The following is a 15,191-nucleotide window of genomic DNA, read 5'->3' as shown; positions in this document are numbered from 1 at the left end:
GTGTCTGTCAGTGGTGGCCGCCGTGCCCGCCCATGGGGTGCAGCGCGAGCACGTCGGCGGGCACCACGACGAACGGGCGCATCATCATGTCGTCCTCGTGTTCCAGGATGTGGCAGTGGTACATGAACTCACCGGTGCCACCGTCGAACTGGCCCACGACCGGGATGAGTTCGCCCGGCCCCACCCTGATCACGTCCTTCCAGCCCTGCTCGTTGGCATCCAGCACACCGGGGCTGTCGTGGGTGATCGGCTGTCCGGGCAGGGTGCCGAACCCGGTGTCGCCGATCCTGGTGAACGCGTCGACGGTGAGCTTGTCCCGGCTCAGCGCCTGGAAGGCCATCAGGTGGAGGTGCATCGGGTGGCTGCACGACATGCCCGCGCCGCTGAGGTTGAGCAGGTTCCACTGCTCCCACCCGCCGTGCACGACGAAGTAGTTGACGGTGTCCTCGAACGCGGTGGCGACCCGCTTGAGCGTGCGCAGCGGCTGCCCCGGCAGCTGCACCTGCACCACCCCGTCCTGGGGCAGGGTAACCGAGGATTCATCGACTTCCACCATCTCCCAGATCATGGGGCCCCCGGTCAGCTGGGGCGGGGTCAGCAGCACCCACCGGTGCGCGTGCGAGGTGGGCAGGGTGTCGTGGGTCAGCCGCACGAAGGAGGCGGACAGCTTCTTGGGCGGGCAGAAGTCCTCCGCCCCCGCGAAGCGGGTCACGTCGAACCGCATGACCTGCGGGCTGGCCGCGGCGTCCGGCGCGTCGTTGAGCAGTTGCACGGATCCGCCCTCGAACTGACTGAAGTCCACCAGCAGGTCGGCGCGCTCGGCCGGGGCGAGCACGAGCCCACCCTCGGGCAGTTCCACCGGCTCGGGCAGCAGGCCGCTGTCGGTGCCGATCTGCTTGACAACCTGCCGCAGCACCCCCGGCTCGAACACCGCGCCGGACTCGTCGGCCAGGCGCAGCCGGTAGAACCGGGAGTTCGACGCGTTGAGCAGCCGGAACCGGTACCACTGCGGTGTGACCTCGCAGTAGGGCCAGATCCTGCCGTTGACGAGGGTGAACGGGCCGGTGAACGGGTACTCGCCGGAGGGGTCGCGGTAGAGCTTGCGCATCAGGCGGCCGGTGAGTTCGCCCTCCGGGGTGGTGGCCAGGTTCCGGTCGCAGATCACCAGCGGGATTTCCCTGTCCCCGTGGGGAAGTCCGAGCGCGTCCTCCTCCCCGTCGCGGATCAGGTACACACCGGCCAGTCCCGCCATGACGTTGAGCGCGGTGATGCCCATCGCGTGGTCGTGGTACCACAGCGCGGTGGCGGGCTGGTCGTTGGCGTACTCCACCAGCTGCGAGTTGCCCGAGTGCACGGCGTTGAACGACCACCCGTCGCTGGCGGCGTTGGTCCGGGCACCGTGCAGGTGCACCACCGTCCACGACCGCAGCAGGGAGGCCGCGGCGATCACCTCGTCCTGCTCGGTGTGGCCGGGCCTGGACGGTCCCTCGGGGTCGGTGGTGCGCACGTCGAGCACCGGGAGCGTGCCCTTGATCTCGTTGCGCCACTCCACCCACAACCGCTGTCCCCGGCGCACCTCGATGGTCGGCCCGGGAAAGCTTCCGCCGAAGGTCCAGAGCTCGGAGGGCGGCAGCTCCGAGTGCAGTCGCTGCCAACTGGCCCGCAGCCGCACCGTGAGCACCCCTCCGTCGGGGCGCAGCACGGGCGGCACGGGTAACAGGTCGAGATAGGGGGTCAGGCTGCCGCGGGGGGCGCACCGCTCCGGGACGGGTGGCTCGTCGATCGGACCGGCCAGCTCCGCAGGCGAACACGGGACCCGCATGGTGACTCCTCACTGTGGGCACAGGGGAAGGATGTGACGGGGCGGGCGGACACAGGTGATGTCCTCCGCTCCACGGCGCGAACCCGGTGGGGGCGCCACGTCCACTGTGTCGCCACACGGCACTGGCCGCCAGCGAGCAATCAGGTCATACGGCTGACCACTATTGGGTCCCCGGGACCACGCACCCAGCGCGACGAGGCGCGCCCGGGACTGGGCCGTCCGGATGGTCGAGACCACTACTGGAACCCGTGTGGCGGCAGCCTTCCCACCCTCAGCCTGGCAGTCGCCCGGTGGCGGGGTGCGGACCGGTCACCGCAGGTCCCCCAGCCTGCCCAAGGTTTCCGCCAACTCGGTGAGCAGCCGGTGCACGACCTCGGCCACGGGCAGCACCTCGTTCATCCGGCCCACGACCTGTCCGACCGGCATCGACACGACCCCCGGGTCACCGGCGAGCGCGATGCGCTGGTGCGCCCGCGCCACCAACAGGTTCTGCAAGGGCATGGGCAGCGGTTCGGGGGCGCCGGGCTCGTTCCACGCCTCGGTCCACCTGGTGCGCAGCAGCCGCGCGGGCTTGCCCGTGTAGACCCGGGACCGCACGGTGTCCCCGGACCCGGCGGCGAGCAGCGCCCGCTGGGTAGCCGAGTCCGATGTGGACAGTGAGTACTCGGCGGTGGTGAGCCAGCACGATCCCATCCACACCGCGTCCGCGCCCAGCGCCAGCGCCGCGGCGATCTGCCGCCCGCTGCCGATGCCCCCGGCCGCGAGCACGGGCACCTGCCCGCCGACCGCGTCGACCACCTCCGGCACCAGCACCATGCTGGCGACCTCCCCGGTGTGCCCGCCCGCCTCGTAGCCCTGGGCCACGACCAGGTCCACCCCGTTGGCGACGTGCCGCCGCGCGTGCTCGGCGGTACCGGCCAGGGCCGCCACCGGCACACCCCGCTCGTGCGCACGCTCGGTCACATCCCGGGGCGGCGAGCCCAGGGCGTTGGCGATCAGTCGCACCGGGTGGGCCAGCGCGACGTCCACGTGGGACCGCGCCACGGAGTGCAGCCAGCCCAGCACGCCGTCACGCCGGTCGTCCTCGGGCAGCGGCGGCACGCCGAGGCGTTCGAGGGTGCGGTCCACGAACTCGCGGTGCCCGGCGGGGATCAGCGCGTCCAGGTCGACCGCCGCACCCTCAGTGGGAACGCTCGCGGGCATCACGATATCCACGCCGTAGGGCCTGCCCCCGGTGTTGGCGTCCATCCAGTGCAGGACCTCGTCCAGCTCGGCGGCCTCGTTGAACCGCACGCAGCCCAGCACACCCAGGCCGCCGACACGGCTGATCGCGGCGGCCACGTGCTCGGAGGGCGTGAACCCGAAGATCGGGTGCTCGATGCCGAACCGCTCACACAGCTCGGTGCGCATGGGCCTCACCCGCCGTCACCTCGTAGCGCACCGCGGGCTCGTGCTCCTCCACGTGCCTTCGCGCCCAGCGGTAGTCCGGCTTGCCGCTGGGCAGGCGGCTCACCGAGTCGACCAGCCACAGGCTGCGCGGCACCTTGTAGCCCGCGATCCGGCCACGCACATGTGCGTCCAAATCGGACAGTGAGACAGTACGACCGGGGCGGGGCTGCACGACCGCGGCCACACGCTGGCCGAGCCGCTCGTCCGGCACACCGAGCACCAGGGCGTCGAACACGTGGGGATGCGACTTGAGCACACCCTCGACCTCCTCGGGGAACACCTTCTCCCCCGCCGTGTTCACGCACATGTTGCCCCGCCCCAGCAGGGTCACCGTGCCGTCCTGCTCCAGCCGGGCGAAGTCCCCCGGCACCGCGTAGCGCTTGCCATCGACCTCGGTGAACAGCTCAGCGGTCTTGGCCGGGTCCTTGTAGTAGCCCAGTGGGACGTGTCCGCCGCGGGCCAGTCGCCCGACCACGCCGGGGCCAACGGGCGTGCCGTCCTCGCCGAGCACGATGCTGTCCGGGTCCGCCTTCACGCGCGGTCCACCGCGGTGTTCCTGCCCCTGCGCGACCACGCCGATGCCGGTGAAACCTGTTTCAGACGAGCCGATGGCGTCGGTGATCACCACGTTGGGGAAGGTGGCCAGGTACTGGTCCTTGACCGCCTGGGAGAACAGGGCCGCGCTGCTGGAGATCGCGACCACCGAGGAGGCGTCCCACTGACCGTCCCGATAGGACTCGATCAGGGGGCGGGCCATGGCGTCGCCGACGATGGCGAGCACGTTGACCCGGTGCCGCTGCACCGCCTGCCACACCTGCGCCGCGTCGAACTGCGCCACCAGCACGACCGTGCTCCCAGTGAACAGCGCACCCAGCGCGGCCCACTGCGCGGCGCCGTGGATCATCGGCGCGGCGCACAGCCGGACCAGGCCGAAGTCCTTGCCCTGCCTGGCCTGCTGCCACTCGTCGGCGACCGGAACCCCCGTCACGAAGTCGATGCCGCCGCCGAGCACGCGCCACACGTCCTCCTGGCGCCACAGCACGCCCTTGGGGTGACCGGTCGTGCCCCCGGTGTAGAGGATGTAGACGTCGTCCGGGCTTCGCTCGGGGAAGTCGCGCTCCGGAGCGGACTCCGCCAGCGCGGCCTCGTACTCCGTCGCCGGGTAGGTGACCGGCTCCGCCGAGCCGTCCTCGACCACGACCACGTGCCGGATCGAGTCCACCTCGGGCAGCACCTCGGCGACCAGCGGCGCGTACCGCCGTTGGTGCACCAGCGCGACCAGGTCCGAGTTGTCGCAGACGTAGCGCAACTCGGCGTGCAGGTACCGGTAGTTGATGTTGATGGCCACCGCGCGCAGCTTGTACGCGGCGAGCATGGTTTCCAGCATCTCCACGGAGTTGCGCGAGTAGACGCCCACGTGCGAGCCCGGCACGACTCCGTGCGCGGCCAGGTGGTGGGCGAGCCGGTTCGCACGCGACTCCAGCTGCGCGTAGGTGACGTGGCGCTCGCCGCAGACGACGGCGACGCGCTCGGGGACGAGATCGACTGCGTGCTCGACGAGATCGGCTATGTTGAGGGCCACATCTGCAAACTAGAACGTGTTACCGTTTTGGGCAATCCCCTGGGAGGCTTGCATGACGGCGACGCAGGAGGCACCGCACTGCCTGGTGGAGCAGCGCGGGCACGTGCTGGTGGTGACGATGAACCGGCCGGGGGCGCGCAACGCGCTGTCCGGGCCGATGATGGCGATCATGCGTGAGGCCTGGGACCGGGTGGACGCCGAGGAGTCGATCCGGGCCTGCGTGCTGACCGGGGCGGGCGGCACGTTCTGCGCGGGCGCGGACCTGAAGGCCATGGCGCACAGCCATCCCGGGGACTCGTTCCGGCAGGGCGGCTGGGACCTGTCGGTGATCGAGCCGCTGCTCAAGGGGCGGCGGCTGAGCAAACCGCTGATCGCCGCGGTGGAGGGAGCGGCCATCGCGGGCGGTACGGAGATACTTCAGGCCACCGACATCCGGGTCGCCGGGCAGAGCGCGCGGTTCGGGGTGTCCGAGGCCCGCTGGGGGCTGTTCCCGCTCGGCGGGTCGGCGGTCCGCCTGCCGCGTCAGGTCCCGTACACCGTGGCGGCCGACCTGCTGCTGACCGGGCGGCACATCACCGCCGAGGAGGCGCTGCGGTTCGGGCTGATCGGCCACGTGGTGCCCGACGGGCAGGCCCTGGACCGGGCGCTGGAGCTGGCCGAGCAGATCGCCGCGAACGGCCCCCTTGCCGTGCGGGCGATCCTGCGCACGATGCGGGAGACCGAGGGCATGCCGGAGAACGAGGCGTTCCGGCTGGAGGCCGAGCTGGGCACGGCGGTGTTCCGCAGTGAGGACGCCAAGGAGGGACCGGCCGCGTTCGCACAAAAGCGCAAACCGGAGTTCCGCGGCCGGTGACGCGGCCGGTGATGTGACCGGTGACGCGGCCCGGGGTCAGGCCATCGCCTCGGCCAGGCTCCCGGTGCGCGGCGGCCAGTTCCGGTTGAGTGTGCCGCGCATCAGGTCCAGCGGCAGCGGGCGCTCGGTGGTGCGCAGGGTGCACACCGCCGGGACCGCCCCGATGAACGGGTACCTGGCGTGCAACGCGGCCAGGTCGGCGCTGATCCGTGCGCTGTGCGCGCTCAGCCCGTCCTGGCTCAGCGCGGGCTGGACCACCAGGAACTCGGTCAGCGACAGGCGGACGGCCCGGTCGATCGGGCGCAGGTGTGCCCGCAGGAGGTCGGCCACGTGGTTCTCCACCTGCATGGCCAACCGTGCGTCGTGGTGCTCGGCGAGCCCGGCGAGCTCGTCCACCCGGGCCAGGGTCAGGCCCAGCGGCAGGGTGCCCGCCGCCGAGGTGCCCAGCCAGCGGTACGCCGAGTCCAGGGTGTGCAGGCCGGTCCACGGGTCGCGCTGGTCACGGCGGTCGTCCTGACGGCTCACCCGCAGCCTGGCCAGCTCGCAGCCACGCCGCTCCAACTGGCCAACGGTGTGCGTCAGCGCCGCCTCCACGCGCCGTTCGAGCTCGGCCGATGGCGGGTTGACCACCGTGCTGAGCACCTGTTCCACGCGGTTGCGCGCCGAGGGCGGCAGCCGGTCGCCCAGGGCGTCGCGCAGCCGCACGGCCTCCGCGTACGCCTCGTCCCTGCGCAGGCCCCAGCGGCCCTGGAACAGCCGGGCCGCCTCCAGCGAGGACTCGGCGGGGTTGACGTCCTGCAGGTCGTGCGCGACCACGGTGGCACCGAACTCGGCGGAGAGCACGACCACCGACCACTCCCTGGCCAGCGGTTCCTCCGGCCGCAGGAACACCGGGGTGACCCCGTGCGGCAGGTCGGGCCGGGTGTCGTCCACCATGCCGATCACCGTGGTGCGGGCGGTGCGGGCGATCTGCTCGTAGACGGCGTGCTCGCGGCGGAAGTACGGCAGCCGCTGGAACATCGCCAGCACGATCGCGTCGTCGAGGTCGGCACTGGCCAGCGCCGCACGCTCCACGGCGTGCGAAGCGAGCACCAGCGTCCTCTTGCTCAGCACACCGGCGCGCGCAACCGGATGGGGGACAGCCACAGTCGAAGCTCCTGGGGTGGAGGCGTGCACCGCGGTCGACAGCTCAGGGCCGGACACGGCATGCGTCACGAACGCCGCCACGTTACGAGAGTCCACTGCGGTGCGATAGTCACACGGACAGGTGAAGTGCACGCGCACTCAGAAGATCTCGCGTTCGCCCTCCTGTGCGAGAACACGTTCCCGATCGGCGAGTCGGCGCAGCGAGTGCACGGCGCGGGCCATCCGGTGGTTGCGGCTCATGGACTTTTCGTGCCGCTGCAACCAGGCCCAGTACCCCGCGGTGAACGGACACGCCCGATCACCGGTTCGCTTCCTCGGGTCGAACCAGCAGCCCGCGCAGTGGTCGGTCATCCGGTTGAGGTAGGCCCCGCCGGACAGGTACGGCTTGGTGGCGATCGCCCCGCCGTCGGCGTGCTGGCTCATGCCGATCACGTTGACCGGCATGACCCAGGGTGTGCCGTCCACGAAGGCCGTGGCGAACCAGTCGTTGAGGGCGCGCGGATCGAAACCGCGTTGCAGCGCGTGGTTGCCCAGCACCATCAGCCGTTGGATGTGGTGCACCCAGCCGCGGTCGCGCACACCCTCCAGCGCCGTACGCAGGCAGGCGGCCCTGACCCCGCCGGGACGCAGCCGGGACCACCACTCGGGCAGCTCGGACTCGGCGTGGAAGTTGTTGCGCGCCAGGTACTCCGGCCCGAGGTGCCAGTACAGGTGCCACACGTACTCGCGCCAGCCCAGCACCTGCCGCACGAAGCCCTCGACCCCCGCCAGCGGCAGGTCGTGTTCGCGGTGGGCCCGCTCGGCCGCGCGCACGACCTCCAACGGGTGCAGCAGCCCGTGGTTGAGCGGCACCGACAACAGCGAGTGCGCCATGGCCCAGTCCTTGCCCAGCACGGCGTCCTCGTGCGGTCCGAAGTGGGCCAGCCGGTGGTCGACGAACTGGCGCAGCGCGGCGAGCGCCTCCCCACGAGTGATCGCGAACCGGCGCGGCCCGTCCACACCGGTCGTCGGCGCGGCCAGCGCGTCGAGGTCGGCACGCACCTCCGCGTCGACCTCGTCCTCCTCCGGCCACCACGGCGGCGGCACGCCCAGTCGCGCCGACCCCCTCGGCGGCGGTTCCCGGTTGTCGGCGTCGTAGTTCCACCTGCCGCCGACCGGCTCGTCCCCGTCCAGCAGCACCCCGAAGCGCCGTCGCTGCTCGCGGTAGAAGTCCTCCATCAGGAACTTCGTCCGGGCTCCTGCCCAACTCGCGAACTCGGCGCGGGACAGGGCGAACGCGGGGGTCGGCAGCACGCGGTCCACCAGGCCCTCGGCCCGCAGTGCGGCCACGAGCCGCTCGGCGGCGTGCGAGCCGGGTTCGTGCACGAGCACGGGTCGGCCGAACTCGCGCAGCGCTTCGCGGTAGGTGTTCGCGCGCAACAGGACCGCGCGATCGCCGAGTTCGCGGGCGAGATGGCGGATGCCGGACAGCACCAGGTGCAGCTTCTGCCGGTGGTAGGGCCTGCGCCGCAGCGCCGCACTGGACTCGACCAGCACCACCTGGTCGTAGCCCTCGTGGAAGTGGGGACCGAGTTGGTCGCCGAACAGCAGCAGCGGTGGCACCAGGCGAAACTAGCCGACCCGCCCGGATCGCGCAGGCCGAGGCTGGGCAGTGCCTCAGATCGCGCGCTCCTGCCCCGCCCAGTACGGGTCGCGCAGCTTTCGCTTGTACAGCTTGCCGTTCGGGTCGCGCGGCAACTCGGCCAGGTAGTCGATGCTGCGCGGCAGCTTGAACCGCGCCAGCCGCTGCCCCGCGTAGGCCAGCAACTCGGCGGTCAGCTCCGCGCCCGGCGACACCCCGTCGGCGGGCTGCACCACGGCCTTGACCTCCTCGCCCCAGTCGGCGTGCGGGATGCCGAACACCGCCACGTCGGCCACCTTGGGGTGGCAGACCAGCTCGCCCTCCACCTCGGCCGGGTACACGTTGACCCCGCCGGTAATGATCATGTCGGCCCGCCGGTCGCACAGGTACAGGTAGCCATCGGCGTCCAGATACCCCATGTCGCCCAGGGTGAACAGGTCGCCGACCCGGCTGTTGCGGGTCTTCTCCTCGTCCCCGTGGTAGCTGAAGGTCGAGCCGCCCATGCGCATGTACACCGTACCGATCTCGCCAGCGGGCAGCTCCTCACCCCGCTCGTCGAGCACCTTGACCACCGAGCCCGGCCAGGGCAGCCCGACCGAACCCGGTTTGCGCAGCCACTCCTGCGCCGTGATCGAGGTGCCACCGCCCTCGGTCGCGGCGTAGTACTCGGTGATCACCGGCCCCCACCAGTCCAGCATCTGGCGCTTGACCTCGGTGGGACACGGTGCGGCACCGTGGATCGCGACCCGCAGCGAGGACACGTCGTAGCCGCGGCGCACGGGTTCGGGCAGCGCGAGCAGCCGCCGGAACTGGGTGGGCACCATGTGCGAGTGGGTCACCCGGTGCTGCTGGACCAGTAGCAGCATCTGCTCGGCGTCCCAGCGGTCCATCAGCACGCAGGTGTGCCCGAACTGGACGGAGTTGGCCACGAAGTTCAGCACGGCCGTGTGGTACAGCGGGGATCCGCACAGGTGCACGTGCCCGTCGAAGGGCGTGAGCCCGAAGATGCCGAAGAACCACTTGGCGGCCACGGGCACCTCGTCCGGATCGGCCCCGGTCAGCGGACGGCGCACTCCCTTGGGGCGGCCGGTCGTGCCCGAGGTGTAGAGCATCGGCGCGCCGAGCGTGCGGATCTCCGGCCGCGCAACGGGTTCGGCCGCGCCGAGTTCGCGCAGCGACTGGAACCCGGCGATCTCGCCCACCGAGAACTTCGGCACTGGTGCACCTGCTGCGACTGCCGTCTCAGTGAAGCGCTCGTGCGCGATGAAGGCCTTCGCCCCGGAATCCCCGATGATGTAGGCGATCTCGGCGCCGGTCAGGTGCCAGTTGACCGGCACGAGGTGCAGGCCGGTCTGGAGGGTCGCGAAGAACACCGCCAGCAGATCGGCCCCGTTGGGCAGCAGCACGACCAGGCTGTCCCCCGGGCGCAGGCCCATCGCCTGCAGTCCTCGTCCGTACCGGTCCGCCGCGGCGGCCAGTTCGCGGTAACTCAGCGTCGCGCCGTTCGGGTCGACCACAGCCGCCAGCTCCGGCTGGTCCCGGGCGATGTTCCACAGTCCGATGGCCGTCACCCGGTCAAATCTAGAACGTGTTCCACACTTCCGACAAGGCCCGCAGCTCGTCAACCCCGCGACAGCCGACGAGCAGGGTGGTCACCCCGGCCCGCGCCCAGCGCGCCACCTGCTCGCGCACGTGCCCTGCGGTACCGATGATCGCGATGTCGTGGACCAGTTCGTCGGGCACCGCCGCGGCGGCCCGTTCCCGGTCACCCTCCCGGAACAACCGCCCGATCGCCGCCACCTCGGCCGCGTACCCCATGCGCCGGAACACCTCGGCGTGGAAGTTCAGCTCCGGCGCGCCCATGCCGCCGATGTACAGCGCCAGCACGGGTTTCATGTCGGCCACGGCCCGTTCCGGCTGGTCGGTGACGATCACCTGGGCGCTGGCGACCACCTCGAAGCCGGTGCGATCACGCGCGCCGAACCCCTCGTCCAGCCAGGTGTTGTACTGCTCGGCCAGCCGGGGCGAGTAGTAGACCGCCAGCCAGCCGTCGGCGATCTCGGCCGCCAGCGCCACGTTGCGCGGCCCCTCGGCCCCGAGCAGGATCGGCAGGTCCGCGCGCAGCGGGTGCGTGATCGCCCGCAGCGGCTTGCCCAGCCCGGTGGCCCGTTCCCCTCGGTAGGGCAGCGGGTAGTGCGGGCCGTCACCGCGCACGGGCGCCTCGCGGGCCAGCACCTGGCGCACGATCGACACGTACTCCCTGGTGCGGGCCAAGGGGCGCGCGAAGGGCTGGCCGTACCAGCCTTCGACCACCTGCGGCCCGGACACGCCCAGGCCGAGGGTGAACCGGCCACCGGTGAGGTGGTCCAGGGTCAGCGCGTGCATGGCGCAGCCCGTCGGGGTGCGCGCGGACAGCTGCGCCACGGAGGTGCCCAGCCGGATCCGGTTCGTGGCCGATCCCCACCAGGCCAGCGGGGTGAACGCGTCGGAGCCCCAGGACTCCGCGGCGAACACGGCGTCCCAGCCCAGTCGCTCGGCCTCGGCCACCAGCTCGCCGGCGTTGCCCGGCGGCGTGGCGCCCCAGTAGCCCAGTTGCAGTGCCAGCTTCACGGCGCACCTCCCTTGCCGGTCAGTCTAGAACGTGTTTCACTTTCATGGTGACCTCGATCTCGGAGCCGTTGAGCGCCCCGCTGGACGTGGGGTTCGACTACACCCGGTCGCTGGGACCGGTGCTCGGCCGGTTCGCCACCGAGCTGCGCGAGCACCGCGTGTTGGGCGTGCGTGGCAGCGACGGCCGGGTGCACGTGCCGCCCGTGGAGTACGACCCGGTCACCGCGCAACCGCTCACCGAGTTCGTCCAGGTCGGCACCGAGGGCACCGTCACCACCTGGAGCTGGATCCCCGAACCCCTTGCCGGGCAACCGTTGCAGCGGCCGTTCGCCTGGGCACTGATCAAGCTCGGCGGTGCCGACACGGCGCTGCTGCACGCCGTGGACGCGGGCTCGCCGCAGGCGATGGCCATCGGCATGCGGGTTCGCGTCCGATGGGCCGCCGAGCCAGTGGGCGGCATCCGCGACATCGAGTGCTTCGAGCCACTGGACGCGCCGGAGCGCGCGGTCGCCGCCACGCCCGAACCCGTCACGATGATCACCAGCCCGGTGCACCTGCGCTACCTGCACAGCGCCTCGCCCGAGGAGAGCCGGTACCTGCGCGGCCTCGCCGAAGGCAGGCTGCTCGGCCAGCGCTGCCCCGCCTGCGGCAAGGTCTACGTCCCGCCGCGCCCGGCCTGCCCCACCGACGGGGTGCCCACCGAGGACGAGGTGGAACTGCCCGACCGCGGTGTGGTGACGACCTTCTGCGTGGTGAACGTGCCGTTCCTCGGCCAGCGGATCAAGCCCCCGTACGTGGCGGCCTACGTGCTGCTGGACGGGGCGGACATCGCGTTCCTGCACCTGGTGCTGGGCTGCGCGGCCGAGGAGGTGCGCATGGGCATGCGGGTGCGCGCGGTGTGGCGGCCCCGGGAGAGCTGGGGCACCACGCTGGAGAACATCGACCACTTCGCGCCGACCGGTGAGCCGGACGCGCCGTACGAGAGTTTCGCCCAGCACCTGTAGGGAGGCCGTCGTGGCGGGTGAGGTGGCAGTCGTGGGCTTCGCGCAGGCCCCGAACGTGCGGCGCACGCACGGCACCACCAACGGGGTCGAGATGCTGGTGCCGGTCTTCGCCGAGCTGCTGGCCGCCACCGGACTGTCCAAACGCGACATCGGCTTCTGGTGCTCGGGGTCCTCGGACTACCTGGCCGGGCGGGCGTTCTCCTTCATCGCGGCGGTGGACGCCATCGGCGCCTGGCCACCGATCGCCGAGTCGCACGTGGAGATGGACGCCGCCTGGGCGCTCTACGAGGCCTGGGTGAAGATCCGCACCGGCGAGGTGGACACCGCGCTGGTCTACGGGTTCGGCAAGTCCTCCGCCGGGGACCTGCGGCGTGTCCTTGCGCTGCAACTCGACCCCTACCTGGTCGCACCACTGTGGCCCGACTCGGTGGGTGTCGCCGGGTTGCAGGCCCGCCTCGGGCTGGCGGCCGGGCTGTGGACGCAGCGGCAGATGGCCGAGGTCGCCGCGCGCGGACAACGGGACGTGGACGAGCTGTTGGCGCGGCCGTACGTGGCGGACCCGTTGCGGGCCCACGACTGCGCGCCGATCACCGACGGGGCGGCGGCCGTGGTGCTGGCCTCGGCCGAGCGCGCGGGCGAACTGTGCGCGCGACCTGCGTGGATCACCGGTATCGAGCACCGGGTCGAAACGCCCAACCTCGGCGCGCGCGACCTGACCACCTCACCGTCCACGGTCGCGGCGGCCGAAGCCGCTGGCGCCGAAGGAATCGAACTCGCCGAGCTGCACGCACCGTTCAGCCACCAGGAGATCCTGCTGCGCCAGGCACTCGGGCTGGGCGAGCGGGTGCGGGTCAACCCCTCGGGCGGGGCGCTGGCGGGCAACCCGATGTTCGCCGCCGGGCTGGCGCGCATCGGGGAGGCGGCGAGCCGGATCCACTCCGGTGCGGCGGGCCGGGTGCTGGCGCACGCCACGAGCGGCCCGCTGTTGCAGCAGAACCTGGTGTGCGTGATGGAGGGGCGCTGATGGCCAAGCAGCTCGCGGCCGTGATCGGTACCGGCCAGACGCACCACACGGCCAAGCGGCAGGACGTGTCCATGGCCGGGCTGTGCCGGGAGGCGATCGACCGGGCCATGGCCGACGCCGGGGTGGACTGGCCCGAGATCGATGCGGTGGTGCTGGGCAAGGCCCCGGACCTGTTCGAGGGCGTGATGATGCCCGAACTGTTCCTGGCCGACGCACTGGGCGCCACCGGAAAACCGTTGCTGCGCGTGCACACCGCGGGATCGGTGGGCGGGTCGACGGGCAACGTGGCCGCCAGCCTGGTGCAGTCCGGGGTGCACCGCACGGTACTGGCCGTGGCCTTCGAGAAGCAGTCCGAGTCCAACGCCATGTGGGCGCTGTCCATCCTGCCGCCGTTCTCGATGCCGGTCGGCGCGGGCGCGGGCGGCTACTTCGCCCCGCACGTGCGCTCCTACATCCGCCGTTCCGGTGCGCCCGAGCACATCGGCGCGGTCGTGGCGGCAAAGGACCGGCGCAACGGAGCCCGCAATCCCTACGCGCACCTGAAACAACCCGACATCACCGTGGAGTCCGTGCGCTCCTCCCCCATGCTGTGGGACCCGATCCGCTACGACGAGACCTGCCCCTCCTCCGACGGGGCCGCCGCCGTGGTGATCGCCGACGAGTCCGTCGCGAGTGGACGGCCGGCGGCCTGGATCCACGCCACCGCCATGCGCACCGAGCCGACCACCTTCGCCGGGCGCGACCAGGTCAACCCCCAGGCGGGCCGGGACGCCGCCGCCGCGCTGTGGCGCGAGGCGGGCATCACCGACCCACTGTCCGAAGTGGATGTGGCAGAGATCTACGTGCCGTTCTCCTGGTTCGAGCCGATGTGGTTGGAGAACCTGGGTTTCAGCGAGCTCGGCCAGGGCTGGAAGCTCACCGAGGCGGGCGAGACCGCGCTGGGCGGCAGGCTGCCGGTGAACCCCTCCGGCGGGGTGCTGTCCTCCAACCCGATCGGGGCCTCCGGGCTGTTGCGCTTCGCCGAGGCCGCCATGCAGGTGATGGGCCGCGCGGGTGAGCACCAGGTGGACGGCGCGCGGATCGCGCTGGGTCATGCCTACGGTGGGGGTTCGCAGTACTTCTCGTTGTGGGTTGTCGGAGCGGAGAGGCCGGGTGCGCGGTGAAGTTCACGCTGTCGATTGCGATGAGCCCGATCGACCACCTGGTCGCGCTGGCCAAAACCGCCGAGGAGGCCGGGTTCAGCTCCATCGCCCTGCCCGACTCGCTGTTCTACTCCGAGAAGGTCTCCGCCGACTACCCGTACACCCCGGACGGCACGCGCTTCTGGACCGCCGACACGCCCTGGGTGGACCCGCTGATCGCCGCCGCCGCGATGGGCGCGGCCACGAGCCGGATCCGGTTCTACACCCAGGTGCTCAAGCTCGGGTCGCGCAACCCGCTGCTGCTGGCCCGCCAGGTGGGCTCGGTGGCCGCGCTGACCGGCAACAGGTTCGGCCTCGGCGTGGGACTGGGCTGGTCGCCGGAGGAGTTCCGCTGGTGCGGCACGGAGTTCGAACGCCGAGGACCACGGGTGGACGAGATGATCACCGTGTTGCGGCTCGTGCTGGGCGGCGGCATGGTGGAGCACCACGGGGAGTTCTTCGACTTCGACCGGTTGCGGATGAGTCCGGCGCCGACCGAGCCCGTGCCGATCTACGTGGGCGGGCACTCCGAGGCGGGTCTGCGCAGGGCGGCCCGCGTCGGGGACGGCTGGACCTCGGCGATGATCCGGTTCGAGGAGTTGCGGGCGGTCGTCGACCGGCTGGCGGTGCTGCGCGCCGAGTACGGTCGTGAGCGGGAACCGTTCGAGGTGCAGGCGGTCTGCGTTGACAAGTCCGGAGTGGACGGTTACCGGGAGCTGGCCGGGATCGGGGTCACCGATGTGCTGGTGATGCCCTGGCTCGCGGAGGGCATCGGCTTCGACGGGGACCTGGGGTCCAAACAGGACTCGATCAGGCGTTTCGGCGAGACGGTCATCGGGGAGCTGTCGTGATCACCTGGCAGGCCTCGCGCGTGGAGCACCCGGCCAGGACTGCCTCCT

The 15,191-nt window shown here is 71.6% G+C and carries 12 protein-coding genes; 5 read left to right on the top strand and 7 right to left on the bottom strand.

Annotated elements, in window-relative coordinates; translation table 11 throughout:
- Positions 1–7 precede the first annotated feature (7 nt).
- The 3 genes from KALB_RS16890 to KALB_RS16880 form a co-directional block, all read right to left on the bottom strand.
- Positions 8–1,822, bottom strand: coding sequence for a multicopper oxidase family protein (locus tag KALB_RS16890; protein WP_025356895.1), 1,815 nt, complete (start codon positions 1,820–1,822; stop codon positions 8–10).
- A 309-nt stretch (positions 1,823–2,131) separates the two neighbouring features.
- Complete coding sequence (locus KALB_RS16885; RefSeq protein WP_025356894.1) at positions 2,132–3,232, bottom strand: NAD(P)H-dependent flavin oxidoreductase; 1,101 nt, start codon at positions 3,230–3,232, stop codon at positions 2,132–2,134.
- Positions 3,213–4,853, bottom strand: a complete 1,641-nt coding sequence (locus tag KALB_RS16880; RefSeq protein WP_025356893.1) for an acyl-CoA synthetase — start codon at positions 4,851–4,853, stop codon at positions 3,213–3,215. Before KALB_RS16880 ends, KALB_RS16885 begins: the two co-directional genes overlap by 20 nt.
- 52 nt (positions 4,854–4,905) lie before the next feature.
- On the opposite strand from KALB_RS16880, the gene KALB_RS16875 reads away from it, so the two are divergent.
- Entirely contained in the window at positions 4,906–5,706 is an 801-nt protein-coding gene (locus tag KALB_RS16875; protein ID WP_025356892.1) for a crotonase/enoyl-CoA hydratase family protein, read from the top strand.
- Positions 5,707–5,742: 36 nt separating this feature from the next.
- Here KALB_RS16875 and KALB_RS16870 read toward each other — a convergent pair whose 3' ends face one another.
- The 4 genes from KALB_RS16870 to KALB_RS16855 all read right to left on the bottom strand — a co-directional run bounded on the left by KALB_RS16870 (position 5,743) and on the right by KALB_RS16855 (position 11,083).
- Positions 5,743–6,852 (bottom strand): DICT sensory domain-containing protein, encoded by a 1,110-nt coding sequence (locus KALB_RS16870; RefSeq protein ID WP_051912862.1) that lies wholly within the window; start codon positions 6,850–6,852, stop codon positions 5,743–5,745.
- A 138-nt stretch (positions 6,853–6,990) separates the two neighbouring features.
- Complete coding sequence (locus KALB_RS16865; protein ID WP_025356890.1) at positions 6,991–8,454, bottom strand: cryptochrome/photolyase family protein; 1,464 nt, start codon at positions 8,452–8,454, stop codon at positions 6,991–6,993.
- 54 nt (positions 8,455–8,508) lie between these two features.
- Positions 8,509–10,044, bottom strand: coding sequence for an acyl-CoA synthetase (locus tag KALB_RS16860; RefSeq protein WP_025356889.1), 1,536 nt, complete (start codon positions 10,042–10,044; stop codon positions 8,509–8,511).
- A 10-nt stretch (positions 10,045–10,054) separates the two neighbouring features.
- On the bottom strand, positions 10,055–11,083 hold the full coding sequence (locus KALB_RS16855; RefSeq protein ID WP_025356888.1) for an LLM class F420-dependent oxidoreductase: 1,029 nt from the start codon (positions 11,081–11,083) through the stop codon (positions 10,055–10,057).
- A gap of 44 nt (positions 11,084–11,127) precedes the next feature.
- Between KALB_RS16855 and KALB_RS16850 the strand changes: the two genes are divergently transcribed.
- The 4 genes from KALB_RS16850 to KALB_RS16835 are packed head-to-tail and all read left to right on the top strand — an operon-like array spanning position 11,128 to position 15,143.
- Entirely contained in the window at positions 11,128–12,087 is a 960-nt protein-coding gene (locus KALB_RS16850; protein ID WP_025356887.1) for a Zn-ribbon domain-containing OB-fold protein, read from the top strand.
- 10 nt (positions 12,088–12,097) lie between these two features.
- Complete coding sequence (locus KALB_RS16845) at positions 12,098–13,111, top strand: thiolase family protein (RefSeq protein WP_182838682.1); 1,014 nt, start codon at positions 12,098–12,100, stop codon at positions 13,109–13,111.
- Positions 13,111–14,274, top strand: a complete 1,164-nt coding sequence (locus KALB_RS16840; protein ID WP_025356885.1) for a thiolase family protein — start codon at positions 13,111–13,113, stop codon at positions 14,272–14,274. The genes KALB_RS16845 and KALB_RS16840 overlap by 1 nt, the downstream gene beginning before the upstream one ends.
- On the top strand, positions 14,271–15,143 hold the full coding sequence (locus tag KALB_RS16835) for a TIGR03619 family F420-dependent LLM class oxidoreductase (protein WP_025356884.1): 873 nt from the start codon (positions 14,271–14,273) through the stop codon (positions 15,141–15,143). Before KALB_RS16840 ends, KALB_RS16835 begins: the two co-directional genes overlap by 4 nt.
- Positions 15,144–15,191 lie beyond the last annotated feature (48 nt).

The sequence above is a fragment of the Kutzneria viridogrisea DSM 43870 genome (genome assembly GCF_000525635.1).
GTDB classification, from domain to species: Bacteria; Actinomycetota; Actinomycetes; order Mycobacteriales; family Pseudonocardiaceae; genus Kutzneria; species Kutzneria viridogrisea.
Note: the sequence above shows the minus strand (reverse complement) of the source record. Positions and strands in the feature narration are given on the sequence as shown.